Consider the following 17644-nt stretch of genomic DNA (forward strand, 5'->3'; position numbering starts at 1 on the left):
GGATTGCCGCACGTTACGCGGACTAGAGGGCACTCTGTCAAGAGTGAACTAAGGTGGTACCGCGGAAGAGCAACGGCTTCTTTCGTCCTTAGATGAGGACGAGAGAAGCCGTTTTTATTATGGATTAAAGGAGCGATTCAGATGCAGGAATTATCAATGCCGACAAAATATGATCCGCAGGCGACGGAAGAAAAATGGTACGACTTTTGGATAAAAGGGGAATATTTTAAAGCCGATCAGGATCCGGAAAAAGCACCGTATACGATCGTCATCCCACCGCCGAACGTTACCGGTAAATTACACCTTGGTCATGCCTGGGATACGACACTTCAGGATATGCTGACACGGATGAAGCGGATGCAGGGCTTTGACGTCTTGTACCTGCCGGGAATGGACCATGCCGGAATCGCGACGCAGGCAAAAGTCGAACAGAAACTCCGCGCGGAAGGTAAATCACGTCTTGAAATGGGACGTGAGAAGTTCCTCGAACAATCATGGGCATGGAAAGAAGAATATGCTTCAACGATCCGCGAGCAGTGGTCAAAACTCGGACTCGGACTCGATTATTCACGGGAACGGTTTACGCTTGACGAAGGACTGTCAGAGGCGGTTCAGGAAGTATTCGTCAAACTGTATGAAAAGGGTTTGATCTACCGCGGCGAATACATCGTCAACTGGGATCCGGCAACGAAAACAGCCATCTCGGACATCGAAGTTATTTATAAAGACATCGAAGGTGCGTTTTACCACTTCAGTTATCCGTTGACGGACGGATCCGGTCACGTTGAACTGGCGACGACACGTCCGGAAACGATGCTCGGCGATACAGCGATTGCCGTTAACCCGAAAGACGAGCGTTATGCACATCTCGTCGGAAAAACGATCACGTTACCAATCGTCGGGCGGGAAATCCCAATCGTTGCCGATGAATACGTCGACATGGAGTTTGGAACAGGTGTCGTTAAAATCACACCGGCACACGACCCGAACGACTTTGAAGTCGGAAACCGTCATGACTTACCGCGTGTCCTCGTCATGAACGAAGACGGCACGATGAATGAAAATGCGGGGAAATATGAAGGCATGGATCGTTTTGAATGCCGTAAGCAGATTGTCGAAGATCTCAAAGAGTCAGGTGTCTTGATCAAAGTCGAACCACACCTGCATTCCGTCGGTCACTCGGAACGGTCGGACGCGATTGTTGAGCCGTACTTGTCACTCCAATGGTTCGTCAAAATGGAACCGCTCGCTGAAAAAGCATTACAAGAGCAACAAGGCGAAGACAAAATCAACTTCATCCCGCAACGTTTTGAAAACACCTATGTCCGCTGGATGGAAAATATCCGTGACTGGTGTGTCAGCCGTCAGCTCTGGTGGGGTCACCGGATTCCGGCCTGGTACCACAAAGAAACAGGCGAAGTGTACGTCGGTAAAGAAGCACCAGCTGATCTCGAAAACTGGGAACAAGACAATGATGTGCTGGATACGTGGTTCTCTTCTGCCCTCTGGCCGTTCTCGACAATGGGATGGCCGAACGAAGGCGCAGCCGATTATCAAAAGTACTTCCCGACATCAACACTTGTCACAGGTTACGACATCATCGCGTTCTGGGTCTCACGGATGATCTTCCAGTCGTATGAATTTACAGGCGAACGTCCATTCAACGATGTCTTGATTCACGGTTTGATCCGTGACTCGGAAGGACGGAAAATGTCCAAGTCACTCGGGAACGGAATTGATCCGATGGATGTCATCGAGAAATACGGCGCCGATTCACTGCGTTGGTTCTTAACGACCGGTTCCACACCGGGGAACGATTTACGTTTCTACTGGGAGAAAATCGAAGCGACATGGAACTTCTCGAACAAGTTATGGAATGCAAGCAGGTTTGCGTTGATGAACATGGACGGACTGACGTACGACCAGATTGATCTGTCAGGTGAAAAATCACTGGCTGACCAATGGATTCTGACACGTCTGAACACGACGATTGATGATGTCACTCGTCTGTCGGATAAGTATGAGTTTGGGGAAGCCGGTCGTGTCCTCTATCACTTCATCTGGGAAGACTTCTGTAACTGGTACATCGAGATGGCGAAGTTGCCGTTGAATGGTGAGGACGAAGCAGCCAAATTGACGACACGTTCGATTCTTGCCTATACGCTTGATCAAATCATGCGTCTGATGCATCCGTTCATGCCGTTCATCACGGAAGAAATCTGGCAGCACTTACCGCACGAAGGCGAAACAGTTACACGTGCCGCTTGGCCGACACGCAATGATGCACTCGACTTCAAAGCATCTGTCCCGGCTTTCGAAGCCGTTCAGAACGTCATCCGTTCAGTCCGGAACATCCGGGCGGAAGTGAACGCACCGATGTCGAAACAAATTCAGTTGATGATTGCAACGAGTGACGATCAAGTCCAGCATGATTTAGAAACAAATCTGTCGTACTTGAAAAAGTTCACGAATGCGTCAGAATTGCTCGTTGAACGCAATATGACAGCACCGGAAAAGGCGATGAGTGCCATCGTGACGGGAGCAGAATTGTTCATTCCACTTGCTGACTTGATCAACATCGAAGAAGAAATCGCTCGTCTGAACAAAGAACTCGTCAAGTATACAAAAGAAGTCGAACGGGTCGAGAAAAAACTCAACAACCCGGGATTTGTCGGGAAAGCACCGGCACATGTCATTGAAGAAGAACAAGCAAAAGCACAAGACTATAAAGAGAAGCGGGCGGCAGTTGAAGTCCGAATCAGCGAACTCGCAAAATAATCTTAACAGTGGCTCAAGTTTTCTTGAGTCACTTTTTTTGAAGGAGTGAACCAAGCGTGAGAACACGAGAAGATGTGTTGGAATGGTTATCGGCGTTACTGGCATTTGGCATCAAACCGGGACTGAGTCGGATGGAAGCAGTACTGGCGGAACTTATGATTGATCCGGATGCGATTCCGACGATTCATGTCGCGGGAACAAACGGAAAGGGGTCAACGGTCGCTTTTTTGCGGGAGATGGGTGTAGCCGAAGGATTGCAAGTCGGAACCTTTACGTCACCGTATATCATTCAGTTCGAGGAACGGATCATGTTGAACGGTGTACCAATCAGTGAAGCGGATCTGGTCGAGGCGGCTAATGTGGTTCAAGCTGCAATCCTGAAATTAGAACCGGTAATTGGGGCATTGACGGAATTTGAAGCCTTAACGGTGCTCGCTTTTTATCATTTTTATCAAATTCGTCCTGATTTTGTGATTTATGAAGTCGGACTCGGTGGTTTGTACGATTCGACGAATGTCCTGAAGCAACCGAAAGCCGCCATTATTACTTCGATTGGGCACGACCATCAGGCTATCCTCGGAGATACGCTTCAAGAGATCGCCCTACAGAAATTCGGGATCATCAAACAAGGCACACGAGTCATTGCCGGGAAACTGCAGGAAGAATTGACGGTGCCGTTGATGGCCTATTGTGGCGATCGGCAAGCGAGTCTGTCCTGGAGTCAGGAAGTCATCCGGCATTACCGGCTGAGTGAGACAGGAACATGGACAACCTATGAAGGCATTCCCGAGACACGGCTTGGACTGGAAGGGATGCATCAAGTCCACAACGCGGCCAATGCCGTCGTCTGTGCCAAACAACTCGGATGGTCGAAGACCGCAATCCGGCGTGGACTGCGGAATGCAACGCATCCGGGTCGGTTTGAAATCATCTCCCGTAAGCCGAGGATCATTTTGGACGGTGCCCATAATCCGGAAGGGGTGACGGCACTTGTCGAACGTTTGAAGGAAGAGTCAAAACCGGTCGTCGTCCTCTGTTCGATCTTACGGGACAAGGACCGCAAAGCGATGCTCAGGCAGTTACGGGAAGTGACACCTGATATTTACGAGACGACGTTTGATTTTCCAAGGGCGCGAACACTGGAAGAATTGGAGATGGACGGAGCGAAGGCGATGGAACTCAACCGCTTTTTCAAGGAAGTGGATACGGCCGACAAGACACTTATTGTCACGGGTTCCCTTTATTTTATCAGCACGGTTCGCACATTACTTAAGGCACAGTCTTTTACAAAAAAGGGGAAACACTGAAAGAACTTGTATACTAATGGTGGGGTAATATAGTCCTAGATTTTATGATCTTACGACGAGGAGACGATGGAGATGCAACGTTGGGTACGTCTGTTTTTAGTCAGTCTGTTGATTTTTACCAGTATTACGTATATACAACCACCACATACAAAGGCTGCAGCCGGAGAAAAGTTTAAGATTTTAGAAATCCGGGATGCCTGGTCAGCAACAAATCGGATTGATCCGAATACTGTCATCACATCCATGTTGACAGGACTGGATACGAACCGGTACGAGATTAAGATGATGACAGTCAAGGAACTGAATGCGTCGCGTTTCCCGCTTGATGGAGCATTTGATGCGATTGTTTTTGATCCGTCAGCTTTTTCGGGAACAGACCGTTATTCGATGACTGTTTCAGATACGAAAAAAAATCATAATACGAACAAGATTGAAAATGATATTACAAAGCTGAAAGCAAACGAGATTCAAAATGCATATGTAAAAAAAGGACTACCTGTCTTTTTGCATCAAGATGTTCTGACGCATTCGTCGAGTAACTTTACGGGAATTTTTAAAGAGACACCGGTGTATACGGATCTTTCTACCGTCATTTCAAAATTGAAACTGCAAAAGGTTGTACGCCCTCGTTTGGAAGGCGTATCTGTTCAACAAAAAGGAACGGCTTTGACGGGCGTCGATAAAGGAACGACAGCCGTTCCAAACGTCCCGATTGATTTTACGTACACGACGAGCGCTGAAAATACGAATCAACTTGTTCGACTGTACATTGATTTTGACAGCAATGATCAATTTGAAGAGTCGGAAAAAGTCGATGAAAAACCGGCAGGGAAAACGGGTACACTAAGCTATAATTTTGATGCGCCAAGTTATACCGGTCCAAGGAATTGGATGATTCGCGTTTCTAGTAGTGACGGTTTGACGGATTATAAAACCGGCAGTTTTTTAATGAAAGATCAGGTCGCGGAAGCGAAAATTCTTCAAGTGACACGGACAGGAACGACCGGATCCATCAATGGATTTATGAATACTGGAACGTTACTGAAGCAGGATGGATTTTATGACTTTAATGTCGAAGTCATCACTGCAGACACATTTAATCAAACGTATTCGACTAAGAATTTAAATACGGCTTACGATATGTTGATTTTTGGTTTTCAAGATTCTTATGGTGCCGCATCTTTGAGTGACGCTGCATCGAACGCGATCCTTGGGTTTACGAACACGGGACAAGGTCTGATGTTGTCCCACGATACGATTTTTAGACCGAATCAATCAGCAAGTCCTGAACTGTTTTGGGAGAAGAAGTTTGCCGGACTCGCCGGACAGAAAAACTTTACCAACATGGGATACGCAGCACCACGGACGTCAGGTCAAGCTGTTAAACAAAACGATGGTGTCATGACGTCGTATCCCTTTACGTTAGGTAATAGTGTTCAGATTGCGACGACCCACAACCAATATTTTGGTTTGGACTTAGAACAACCGGACTTGATTCCATGGTATAACATTCGTGAAAATAACCTTGCTTCGACAAATCAGGATGCTGGACGTACGATCGGTGATGCCCGAAATCATTATTATATGTATACAAAAGGGAATGTCACCTATTCCGGAGCGGGACATACTTCGACCTTCAACCAGCAACAGGAAAAAGAGTTGTTCTCGAACACGATGTACCGTGCTTTCATTGGTGCCAACCACAAACCGCTTCTGAAAAATATTTTGCCGGAAAATCAGGCGAGTTATTTAGACAACGAACCACTCACTATCTCATACAAAGTGAACGACTATGACTTACGGGACCGTGAATTAAAAACACGTATTTATATCGACAATGAAAAAGTGTATGAGAATGATAAATTGAAAAACAATTCCTTTGTCAGTGAGACGTTTACCGGGAAATTAGCTGGTAAGACGTCAGCAGTAATTCGGATTGAAGCGGAAGATCAACGTGGCGCGAAGACGATTGAAACACGGACGATTCAAGTCGTTCAGCCGTCCGCCTCATCTCCGTTTACGTTGTCACGTTCGATTGATCCGGCGACGATTCCACAAGGGGAAACAGCAGACATCACCTATACCGTCAAAACGAGTCCGATGCTTCAAAAAGATGCCATCGGAAATAATGGATATATCATGGGTCAATTCTCTGTCACGATGGAAGATATCCTATTCAGTGAAGATTTCCCGGGGAATGTCGAGGTGATCTCAGCGACAGGGCTCGGTAACGTGAAGATCGTCAATCAAAAGTTGACGGGAAACGTGCCGGATATCGAATATGACGAAGCAATTGCAGGTGTTCAAAAAGGATTGTGGATTGCCAAACCATCTGAGCTGACCTTTACCGTGAAGGTCCGGGCAAAAGATGCAGCCGGTGTTCATCTGTTTGATAAAAAAGATAATTCGATGACTTCAACGAAAACGGTCTACCGTGATAAGAAAAATGGAGTCGATAAATCAAAGTCCGTTGCAAATGACGCGCAAGCTTTTCCGACGTTAGGGTATGCACTGTCGACACGTTATGCGACAGAAGCCAAAATCCCATCAGTCCGTATCGATATCAATACCCCGTCTTATAAAGTCTTGCCTGACATCAATCCGGCAGGCAGTCAATACGGGACGTTGAAATGGTCGATTGCAGATACGAGTATTGCGACGATCAACCAAGAGGGAATCATTGTACCGAAAAAAATCGGTACGACGGATATCAAGTTGATTGTACCTGTCGCAAATGGCAAAGAACTTGTCGCAACATCCAAATTGACCATCAATGATGTATTTGGCGGATTGATTGTCCGTGATGTGCCAAATGTGTTGTACGTGGGGCAAACGAAAGCGATGACAGGGGATGCCATCATGTTGTCCGGAACAGACGCCCCAATCAAATGGATCGTGACGAATCCTGGATTTGTTGAATCAAAAGGAAAAGACACCGATACGTTGAGCTTAACGGGCATTAAACCCGGTATGCTGACCGTTCAAGCGGTCGTGCCAGCAACTGCAGGCGCAACGACCTACTTGGCGCAATCACAAGTCTATACGATCGAAGTCAAGGTTCCGGAACTAACTGTGAATCCAAGCAACTTGGAACTATGGGTCGGGACGACAAAGGATGTGACGGCAATATTTTCACCGGATATCCGTTTACCGTTTGTTCTTTCTAAAATCAGTGATGCCATTGAACTGACTGCGGCCGGTACCGGATACACCGTCAAAGGATTGACCGGGACTCCAAACGGTCCGATTGATGTACTGTTACAGTTAAAAGATTTCCCAGATACGCAAGCGATCACTAAAATCAATGTGCGTGAAAATCCACTGACATTGACGGCGAATGATTTGACGATGACATTACAAGATGATCAAAAACGCCCGCTTCTCAATTGGCTACCCGTTACGACGACGGAACGTTTCTATCGTCTCGAAGTCTTGCAAGGAAAAGAATACGTCAAGACGGATGCGACTGCTCAGACGCTGAAGGCACTTCGTCCGGGTGTTGCCCGCGTCAAGGTCACTGCCTTAAAAGAAGACAAGACTGTTTTTGAAGTATTGAAAGACGGAGAAAAAGAAAAGCAACCGTTGACGACAACGTTTAAAGTCACGATTTCATCTGAGGGATCGGCGGGAGAAAGTGATACGGATGTGTATTAAAGAGGAGCCAACGACGTGACACGAAAAAAAATCATGATCGTCGTTCTCCTGTTCTTGATTGGAATCGGAGGAACGACGTATCTGTTAATCGATTATCGAAATCAACAAACCTTTGAAGCAAGCCTCAAGGCAAGTGATGCCACTAAGTTGCAACAAGCAGCAGAAGCTGTCAATTTATCGACAAAAGAACGAAACCGGTATATCCGGCAGTTTCAAGAAACACTCGAGTACGACAAAGCACTCGTCCTGTTGGACCGGACAAGTGCTAAAAATCAAACCAATTGGTTTTATGTCGCACAGTTTGCTCCGACGAATGTCGTAGCGGATTGGTTGCAAGCAGGCGCGTCCGTCCGACAAGTGAACAAGGAACGACAAAATGTGTTACATGTCGCAACAAGTGTCAATCGTTCGGTCGATGCCTACGCGTTACTCGTCAAACAAGCAACGAAACGCGAATTGAACCAGCAGGATCGATCCGGTCATACCCCACTATATTATGCAACCGTCGATCAAAACCAAGAAGCGATGGAGCTGTTACTGGCAGCGGGTGCTTCGCCGGACAAAGGGAAAGATCGCCCGATTTACGAGACCGTCAAACAAAACCGGAAAGACCTTTATCAAGTGTTAGAAAAAAGCGGCGCCTCAGCAACACGTAAACAAGTGAAACAACTGGCTGAAACGTATGGTGCAGCATCTTTTGAGTAACTGAAAAACACGACATCCGCTGTTGACGGGTGTCGTGTTTTTGTTTGTCATGGAAGCCGTTTCGGCGTCTCGACATAGAGTTGAACGGCCCGGCTGAGCGGAAGCATCGCTGTTGGATTTTGAAGAACACTCGCATCGTAAGTTAAACGAAGACGGGATTTTTCAGCATCAGCGGATTGCTTGGCCTTCATCAAGGTCTCGAGTGCTGTTACATCTTGCGGGAAACTATTTTCCGGTAAATCAAGCGTTCCGCGGTAGGCATTGACTTCGAGACTGCCTTTCGTAAAGATTCCACCTTGCAGGTTCATCGTCGAACCAACGGAATAGATTCGGTTTAGCTTTGGATCATCGCTGTATAAAAAAGCACTCATATCGGGTGTTGCGGTTTTTGGTGTTGAAAATTTATTGACGCGGTTAATCGTCAAACTTCCTTTGCTGAGAAGGATCAAGGTATTCTGACTGACTGAACTGGCAATTCCTTGAATGTTCGCATCGTCCAGGCGGCTCGAGCCCGTCGAAAACATCGTCGTCGCAAAGCTGACGTTACCGCGGATCAGTAAATTACCGAGAACAATCATCGGCCGTTTGATTTCAAGTGGTCGATCGATGGGGTTGAGGGAAGAAATCGTCAAGTTTCCGTCGATGATAAGGGGTTCAGTGGAAGCTTTGACGATGTCGTCGGTAATGGTCACCGTGTTGTTTTCTGTTGGTGCCGGTCGAATCAGTTGTTTGTCTGTACTTAGTTCGTTTAAAAATGGACCTGATAAGACAGCCTGTTTGATCGGTTGATCTCGTAAGTAACTCGATAACGTGGCGAGTGGCGTGGTACTCGGAATATCTAAAAAATCGTTTAAGGAGAATTCAAAATCAAACGGGACCAAGGCGTCTTTTGTGGCCAACAAGTCCGTTTTGACGGTCGAGTCGAATACACTTGAATCACAAGGTAAAAAATCACGACAGCTCAATAACGTTTGGTCCTTTGGCTGGAATACCTTGACTTGACCATCGATGTAAGAACGGGCCGTTTTATCCGTATACTTCCCCGAAACACCATTGTAGATAAAGTTAGGTGACGCTGATACTTGCAACGGTTCCCGGGAAAAGATATTTCCCTGAATCCGCGGGGCGCCATTTAAAATCACTTGATTGTCCGAACCTAAGATGTAGTATAAAAAACTTGGAATCGCAGACAGATAAACGCGTTGCGAATACGTTTTCCGGACTGTCGGCTGATCGCCTTTTGTTTCTTCGACCTCTGCGGTCAAATCAAATGCCTTGACCCGGATGTTCGAGGCCGCCTCGTTTAAGATGATTTTGACATTCGGTGCGGAAGCCGCAAGCTTTAAAATGATTTGATTGGTTGGATCCTTAAATAATTCGGTGGAAGAACTGGTGGGATTGGTGCCGGCTGTCGTCGCAACGATTTGTTGCAGGGCAGCGATGGCTTGATTCAATTCATTTTGTGTCGCTGATTCGACTTCGATGTTCGTGCCCCGGATTTCCGTCAACCGGGTGGATTGTAGACTGATACCGATTGTCGCCACCGCCAGTACGGACAGAACGGTTAATGTCACTAATACAAATAGTAGGGTGTAACCTTCTTCAGATTTTCGCATAGGTCGTCCTTTCTCCCTTAAAAGCCGATCGTACTCGTCAGGGTTTGTGTTTCTTCTTGATCAACGGACCGGATGGTTAAGGTAATCGTCAAGATGCCATGAATGACATAGACACCTGGATGGTCGCCTGTGGTAATCGTGACCGTTTCCGGACGCGATAGGGTAAATGTTTTTTCAACGCGTGTCTGGTCATTGATGCTTTCGGGCGGTCCTTTATAAATCAAAGTCGTCTGTTCGGTTTGTTGCTCAGCAAATGTATAAGTGATCGGATTGACCGTCTCGTCTGTTTGGTCTTGATTGGCGTTATACGGTACAAAACCGGCCGACCGTTCAAGCAGCCCTGTTGATTGACTAATACTTGGCAGTGTTTTTTTATAAAATGACAATTGATTGAGTTCGTCAATTCGAATAGCATCAAACCCGGTGATTTCATTTAAAATCAAACCAACCGAACTGTCGGCTTCACTCCGCAACTCACTGATAATGCCGGTTGCCTGAAAGCTTTTTGTTCCCGAAATAAACACCGTTAGGATGACCGCACTAAAAATCGCAGCAATGACGATTGCGACCAGTAATTCAACGAGTGAAAACCCGTCACTTCGTTGATGGAAAACTTTGATTAAGCGTCGCATTCGTAATCGATCCTTTCAAGGAAGTAATGGGCTCTGATTGTCCGTCTGGATAGACATAAACATACAAATCGAGCAGATTGGGATCCGTTTGTCCGTTGATTTTACGTGGAGTGACACTGAACTTCACATCGAACGGTAAATTATTTATTTCGGCGTCATTGAAGATTGAGTCACAAATAGCCGATACACCACATGACGGCGTGTTCGGCGTCGGCATTACAAAAGCTCCATTCTGATAGGTTGCCTGTTGGGCTTTGGTTTTCAAGTCATTAAAAACAAAAGGACCGGACTCTGCTTCGACGGCTTCCCGCTCGATATAGGAGGCAGCATTTTTGGCGAGATAATTGGCAAACGTCAATTTAGTGCTATCCCGGGATGCGGCGAGGGATTGGGAAAAGATACTGATTAACGATACAGAAATAATCGATAAAATCGTAATGCTGACTAATACCTCAATTAATGAAAAACCAGCTTGCTTGTTTGGCACGGATTCACCTCATGTCTAAATCAATAGGATTTCTGGACTAAAAATTAAAAAAAGGTATGTATTCACACGTAGAGAAAGTATTTGTCAGGTAGGACTTATGTTTCATCATAATATTCATTATAATGGAAATACTAGACACCTGAAATGGTTATTTCATACGGAAAGGAAACAGATGATGATAAATTTAAAACGTTTTGCCGTACATACGCTGTTGTTAGTCGCCTTAATTGCTCTGATTTATGTTCCTTCATTTGCTTTGATTTCTTTTACCGGCAAAGCAACGGTCGTCGAAAATTTTTCCGATACCGCCCGAATCGGTTCTGTTCCCGTCAGCGGATTGACACGGAAAGAAGCAAAACCGAAAGTGCAGGAAGCAGTCACGTCCTGGTCTAAAAAAACACCATTGACCGTCGGGACAGGAGAAGAAACATTGCCAATTCCGACTGAACTGGTGACATTTAAAATTGAGGAATCAATCAAACAAGCGTCCTTAAAAAAAGGTGGATCTTTAGAGGTAACTGTTGATCAAACAGCGATGGAAGCCTATCTCGCCTCACAACCGATTACATATACAGAAGAGCAGGTGAAGACGTTCAACACCTGGTTAATCAAAACAAGTGAAAAATTGGAAGAAGGAAACTTTGATCCGTCTGAAACGGCAGCAGCGATTGATCCGGCGGGTGAAGTCGTTTCGAGTGTCACGTTCATGACCCGTTCGGCAGCAGAAGAACAGATGATTGACGCGATGGCTCAAGTCGACATCAAGGCCGGTCAATTGATGAATGTGAAGACATATGGGATGGATCCGATTGCGGCCTCTTTCATTGGCAGTAAACTGTATGAATTATTTGCGAAAACGCCATTTGAGATTGTCGAACGGATGCCACATGCGCAGTTACCGGACGATATCACGCTTGGTTATGATGTCAAGATTGACGAAAAAACCGATTTTGCCGTTCGGAACACACAAGCGGTCAACTACCAAGTCGTAGCGACGAAGAATGGGAGCGATGTCACACTTGAATTACGCGGGACACCGTTCAAAGAAACGGTTTCTGCCGTACTGGAAGCGGAAAAAACAATTCCGTACCGGACAATCACACGCTATTCTGCAACGCTATCTGCGGGAACAAGCAGTGATACGCAATCAGGCATTGAAGGAAAATCAATTGAGTTGTATCGTGTCACGAAATCAAATCAAGGAGAAGTCAAACGATTACTGGCCCTTGATTTTTATGCAGCCACACCAGCCATTGTGACGAAGAGCAGTCAAGAAGAGTTACCGCCTGTCGTCACACCACCGGCAGAAGAACCGTCAACCGACTCGACGGACGAGACGACGAATGATGAAACAACCAATGACTCGACAGATAACTCAACAACCGACTCAACGGATGGAACAACAGACGGAACGACGACACCAGAAGAACCTGTAACACCGGAGCAACCGACAACACCAGATACTCCGGATACACCAACAACAGGGGACCCGGCATCTCCAGTCGAAGATGATTCGACAGAAGGCGCTGTCGGCTGATTTTCCTAAAAGAAAAGAGGATGAACATGAACTGGACGGACTTAGCAATTGAACTTGGTATCATTATCGGTCTTGCGACCATCATTTGTGGTTTGATGTTTGCGATTCAAATTCCTTTTGTCACGACTACAGCAGCAAAAGTGATTCTTTCATTGACGGCGCTCGTCTTGGTCACTTCCCTCTATTTAATCGTCAAGTTTGACTGGATTTCGAATCCTTTGGTCATTGCCGGTTATATCGTATTGATTCTCGTTGTAACGGCAATTACGAGTGTCGTGGATGAAAAAAAACAAAAACTGACACCACTTGACGAAGAAGAAACATGGCACGCGGAAGGATGACAACGTAAATGGCGATGAAACGAAAACGTTTAGGCGAAATGCTGTTGGAAGAAAGTGTCGTGACGGAAGCACAGATTGAAGAGGCTTTATCCGTCAAACGGACATCGGAAAAATTAGGGGATACCTTACTACGACTCGGTCATTTAACCGAACAACAATTGATTGAAGCGTTGCATCATCAATTAAAAATTCCTGTCATTCAACTGTATAACTATCCGGTCGATGTCGCGGTAACGAAATTGATTTCAAAAGAACTGGCACAGCGGCATACATTAGTGCCGGTTTATCGAGAAGGAAATCGGCTGTTCATCGCGATGGCCGATCCGATGGATTTAATTGCAATTGATGATTTGCGGTTGCAGACCGGATTGATGATTGAGGTGGGACTTGCGACACGCGACGAAATCCGGCGGACGATTTTAAAGTATTACGATATCGATTCATCCCTACGAGAATTACTCGAGTCCGACGAGATGACGATTTCGGATACATCACGTGATACCGTGACACGTGAAGATGCTCCCATTATCCGTCTGGTCAATCAAATACTCGAAAACGGAATTTCCCAGCGGGCATCCGATATTCATATGGATCCACAAGAAACATCGCTTTCAATCCGAATTCGGATTGATGGTGAATTACGGACAGAAAACAATTATCCGAAACAGATTCAAAATATTTTGACGACCCGGATTAAAGTCATGAGCGAACTTGACATTACGGAATCCCGGTTACCACAGGATGGACGAATTAAATTCCTACATAATGGCGTTGCGTATGATTTCCGGGTCTCGACATTACCGACTGTCTACGGCGAAAAAGTCGTCATTCGGATTCTCGACAGTTCCAATTCCAACATCTCGATTGCAAAAATCGGTTTCAGTGAACGGAACGAACAACAATTCCGTGAGATGCTCAAACGGCCAAACGGGATTATCTTAATCACGGGACCAACCGGATCCGGGAAATCCTCGACATTGTATGCCGCTTTAAATGAATTGAACGATGAAACACGTAATATCATTACCGTCGAAGATCCGGTCGAGTATCAAGTCGACGGTATCAATCAGGTTCAGGTCAACTCAAAAATCGGCTTGACGTTTGCCAGTGGTCTCCGTTCGATTCTGCGACAGGATCCAAACGTCGTCATGGTCGGGGAGATTCGGGACATTGAAACAGCCGAGATTTCAATCCGGGCTTCATTAACCGGTCACCTGGTCCTGTCGACCTTGCACACGAATTCGGCCGTCAGTTCGATTACCCGATTGATCGATATGGGGGTTGAACCATTCCTTGTTGCGGCCTCAGTTACCGGATTGATTGCCCAGCGTCTCGTCCGGCGGGTATGCCGTGACTGCGGGGAAGTCCAGCCGTTGTCGAAGCGGGAAGAAGAATTATTTGCGCAAGAAGGCATTGCGGCGACGACCGTCATGAGGGGACGCGGTTGTTCATCGTGTAACATGACCGGTTATCGTGGACGTCTGGCGATTCAAGAAGTCGTCATGGTTGATGAAAGCTTACGACGGATGATCATGAATCAATCAACGGAGAGTGAAATCACGATGTATGTAAAATCACAAGGACAACGATTGTTGTTGGCCGATGGACTATCCAAAGTCGCACAAGGCATCACGACAACCGAAGAAATTCTCCGGACGGTGATTTCCGAATGAGTACGATGGAACGCGCCCAAATTGAAGATATTTTACGATCGTCAAAAGAAAAAGAAGCATCCGATGTCCATCTGACAGCCGGCTCACCGCCGGTCTTTCGAATCAACGGGATGTTAACTCCGTTCGGAACAGAAAAAATGAAACCAATCGTCATCGAAGGATTCGTACGCTCGCTAATTACCGAGGAAATGTTTTTACAGCTAAAACAAGACCGGGATATCGATTTTTCGTTTGGTGTGACAGGAGTGGCACGCTACCGCGTCAACTGTTTTTACCAACGCGGTGCATTGTCGATGGCCTTTCGAACGATTCCGACTGAAGTTCCGACACTCGACCAATTATCGTTGCCGCCGGTCTTAAAACGTTTCCTGACAAAGCCACACGGTTTGATTCTCGTGACCGGTCCGACCGGTTCCGGGAAATCGACAACACTCGCAGCGATGATTAATGAAATCAATCAGACGATGTATAAACGGATCATCACCCTCGAAGATCCGATCGAGTATCTGCACAGTCACCAGAAGAGTTTGATTGACCAGCGGGAAATCGGTATTGATGCCCCACGGTTTGCGACTGGGTTACGGTCTGCTCTCCGGCAGGATCCGGATGTCATTCTGTTAGGGGAGATGCGGGATCTCGAAACAATTTCGACGGCCGTGACAGCAGCAGAAACCGGACACTTAGTCTTTGCAACCGTCCATACGTCGACGGCGGCCTCGACGGTCAGCCGGATCATCGATGTCTTTCCGTCGGAGCAACAAGATCAAATTCGGGCTCAACTCGCAAACGTCCTGGCCGGAGTCGTCTCGCAACGGCTAATGCCGCGAACGGACGGGTCCGGTCGTGTCGCCGCGCTTGAAATCATGGTTGAAACACCCGCAGTATCCAACTTGATCCGGACCGGAAAAGAATATCAGATTCAATCTGTCCTGCAGACAGGGAAACAGTACGGGATGCAGACGATGCAGATGGCATTACAAGACTTAGTGAGTCGAGGTTTGATTCCAGCATCAGCCGCGACACCTTACATATCGGGGTGAATTAATGACAGTCTTCAAATATGAAGGTCGCACGATGACCGGTAAACGGAAAAAAGGCAAGATTACAGCACTGACGAAACGGGAAGCAGCAGAACGTTTACGGACTGATCAAATTGCCGTGACGTTACTTGAGAAACAAGAGTCTAAAGGATTAAATACGGAGATCACATTTTTAACCGCGAAACCGAAAATCGAGCATTTGGTCATGTACGCCCGGCAGTTCGCGACACTCGTCCGGTCCGGTGTTTCAATTGTCAAAGCAACGGAAATCTTACGGAAGCAGACCGATTCAAAACCGCTTGAGCGGGCACTTGTCGAGGTCGAAGATGATTTACGGAGCGGAATTCAATTCTCGCAAGCAATTGAAAAACATCCTCGTGTCTTCGATACGTTTTTCGTCAGTATGGCGATGGCGGGGGAAGCAAGCGGAAACTTGGAAGAAGCACTGGATAATATCGTCACCCAGCTACAGAAACAATATGAAATCAAACGCAAAGTCATCTCAGCGCTGATTTATCCGGCGGTCGTTTCAATCGTCGCAGTTGGTGTTGTCGTTTTCTTAATGCTGAACGTCGTCCCGACATTCGCCTCGATTTTCGATCAGCTCGGCAGTGAACTGCCGTTGATTACCAAAATCGTCGTGGCGGTCTCTGACTTTTTTGTTGCCTATTGGTGGGTCTTACTCTTAATTGTGTTTGGTTTACTCGGATTATTGTATTTTAACTTGAAGAACGAACGGCAACGGGTTGTCTTCGACCGGTTGTTATTGATGATTCCGGTTTTTGGTCCGTTGATACAAAAGTCACAAATTGCGTTGATGACACGGGGACTGGCTGTCCTGTTGAATGCGTCGGTCCCGATTCTTTCATCACTTGATATCACGGAACGGATTGTCACGAACCGGGTTATCCGCAAAGGCATTGCCGCAGCGAACGAAGCGATGGCACGCGGGATTCCGATGCACGAACCGTTGGCGAAAAACAAATATTTTCCACCGCTTGTCACACAGATGATTGCGATCGGGGAAGAGTCAGGACGACTTGACTCGATGCTGACGGAAGTCGCCGATTTTTACGAAACGGAAGTCGAGACGACGACGGATCGCTTGAAGTCCATCATCGAACCGTTATTGATTGTCGTACTCGCTGTTATCGTCGGTGTCATTGTCATCGCGGTTGTTGTTCCGATGTTTAAAATCTATTCCGATATTCAGGCCAGTTGACAACTGTAAAAACATTTACCTATCGTACAAAAAATACATTTTCTACAAAAAATATGGTGCTACTATAATAGTATTCATCTGGACAGTATGACCTATACGTCAGGAACAGTAAAAAAGTACTAGGGAGGAATAGTAAACATGTTAGAACGTCTGAAAGAAATCTGGTTAGATGCAAAACAAATGCGCGATGAGCGCGGCTTGACATTGATCGAGTTACTCGTAGTTGTCGTTATCTTAGGTATCATTGCAGCAATCGCTGTCGTCGCCATCGGCGGATTGATTGAGAACTCACGTAAGGATGCGGTTGTGTCCGATGCGAAACAACTGGTTTCGGCTGCGAAATTGTATACTTCGTCTAATCCAATTAAACCTGGAGCAACAGTTGAAATGGGAGTAAGAAAAGGTAGTACGGATTATGCAGCAACAGATGGTGTTGTATTAGATAAGTATATTGATAGTATGGAAGATCCATTTAACTCTCCGACTGCATATAAAGATGCTTTTGTTTCTGTGAAAGAAGAGAATGGTAAGTATACTTATAAGGTTACTTTAAAAGGCGATAAAGACTACTTCGTTACAAAAGATCCTAGTGAGTTAAAACGTGATAACATTGCTAAAGCTGCGCCTGTAACGCCATAAAACTCTTAGTTGT

The 17644-nt window shown here is 46.3% G+C and carries 13 protein-coding genes and 1 other annotated feature (1 of these 14 running past the window's edge); of the genes, 10 read left to right on the plus strand and 3 right to left on the minus strand.

Translation table 11 applies throughout. The features are described from left to right. Positions 1-93 (plus strand) — a binding site (T-box leader) (it extends 137 nt beyond the left edge of the window). A 42-nt stretch (positions 94-135) separates the two neighbouring features. The 4 genes from N7U64_RS00940 (at position 136) to N7U64_RS00955 (ending at position 8444) form a co-directional block, all read left to right on the plus strand. Beyond that, positions 136-2778: a valine--tRNA ligase gene (locus N7U64_RS00940; RefSeq protein WP_318928801.1), complete on the plus strand. Its 2643-nt coding sequence runs from the start codon at positions 136-138 to the stop codon at positions 2776-2778. A 56-nt stretch (positions 2779-2834) separates the two neighbouring features. Next, positions 2835-4085, plus strand: coding sequence for a folylpolyglutamate synthase/dihydrofolate synthase family protein (locus tag N7U64_RS00945; RefSeq protein WP_318927952.1), 1251 nt, complete (start codon positions 2835-2837; stop codon positions 4083-4085). Between the two features lie 72 nt (positions 4086-4157). Then, on the plus strand, positions 4158-7739 hold the full coding sequence (locus tag N7U64_RS00950) for a DUF5057 domain-containing protein (protein ID WP_318927954.1): 3582 nt from the start codon (positions 4158-4160) through the stop codon (positions 7737-7739). 15 nt (positions 7740-7754) lie between these two features. Continuing rightward, positions 7755-8444 carry an ankyrin repeat domain-containing protein gene (locus tag N7U64_RS00955; protein ID WP_318927956.1) on the plus strand — a complete coding sequence of 230 codons (690 nt, stop codon included), beginning with the start codon at positions 7755-7757 and terminating at the stop codon, positions 8442-8444. Positions 8445-8491: 47 nt separating this feature from the next. On the opposite strand, the gene N7U64_RS00960 is transcribed toward N7U64_RS00955, so the two are convergent. Genes N7U64_RS00960 through N7U64_RS00970 form a run of 3 tightly spaced genes read right to left on the minus strand, consistent with a single transcriptional unit; the run spans position 8492 to position 11179 of the window. Continuing rightward, positions 8492-10060: a type II secretion system protein gene (locus tag N7U64_RS00960; RefSeq protein WP_318927957.1), complete on the minus strand. Its 1569-nt coding sequence runs from the start codon at positions 10058-10060 to the stop codon at positions 8492-8494. Between the two features lie 17 nt (positions 10061-10077). After that, positions 10078-10692 carry a type II secretion system protein gene (locus tag N7U64_RS00965; RefSeq protein WP_012370997.1) on the minus strand — a complete coding sequence of 205 codons (615 nt, stop codon included), beginning with the start codon at positions 10690-10692 and terminating at the stop codon, positions 10078-10080. Next, positions 10655-11179, minus strand: coding sequence for a prepilin-type N-terminal cleavage/methylation domain-containing protein (locus N7U64_RS00970; protein ID WP_012370996.1), 525 nt, complete (start codon positions 11177-11179; stop codon positions 10655-10657). The genes N7U64_RS00965 and N7U64_RS00970 overlap by 38 nt, the downstream gene beginning before the upstream one ends. 175 nt (positions 11180-11354) lie before the next feature. On the opposite strand from N7U64_RS00970, the gene N7U64_RS00975 reads away from it, so the two are divergent. The 6 genes from N7U64_RS00975 (at position 11355) to N7U64_RS01000 (ending at position 17631) form a co-directional block, all read left to right on the plus strand. After that, entirely contained in the window at positions 11355-12716 is a 1362-nt protein-coding gene (locus tag N7U64_RS00975; protein ID WP_318927959.1) for a G5 domain-containing protein, read from the plus strand. Positions 12717-12742: 26 nt separating this feature from the next. Then, entirely contained in the window at positions 12743-13057 is a 315-nt protein-coding gene (locus tag N7U64_RS00980; RefSeq protein WP_012370994.1) for a hypothetical protein, read from the plus strand. An 8-nt stretch (positions 13058-13065) separates the two neighbouring features. Continuing rightward, positions 13066-14730, plus strand: coding sequence for a GspE/PulE family protein (locus tag N7U64_RS00985; RefSeq protein ID WP_318927962.1), 1665 nt, complete (start codon positions 13066-13068; stop codon positions 14728-14730). Then, on the plus strand, positions 14727-15770 hold the full coding sequence (locus N7U64_RS00990; protein WP_290827239.1) for a type IV pilus twitching motility protein PilT: 1044 nt from the start codon (positions 14727-14729) through the stop codon (positions 15768-15770). The genes N7U64_RS00985 and N7U64_RS00990 overlap by 4 nt, the downstream gene beginning before the upstream one ends. Before the next feature lie 4 nt (positions 15771-15774). Further along, the gene (locus N7U64_RS00995; RefSeq protein WP_318927964.1) at positions 15775-16992 is read left to right on the plus strand and encodes a type II secretion system F family protein; all 1218 of its coding nucleotides are present in this window, start codon (positions 15775-15777) and stop codon (positions 16990-16992) included. 138 nt (positions 16993-17130) lie between these two features. Further along, complete coding sequence (locus N7U64_RS01000; RefSeq protein WP_318927965.1) at positions 17131-17631, plus strand: prepilin-type N-terminal cleavage/methylation domain-containing protein; 501 nt, start codon at positions 17131-17133, stop codon at positions 17629-17631. Positions 17632-17644: the final 13 nt, after the last annotated feature.

Source organism: Exiguobacterium sp. K1, assembly GCF_033721435.1.
GTDB classification, from domain to species: domain Bacteria; phylum Bacillota; class Bacilli; order Exiguobacteriales; family Exiguobacteriaceae; genus Exiguobacterium_A; species Exiguobacterium_A artemiae.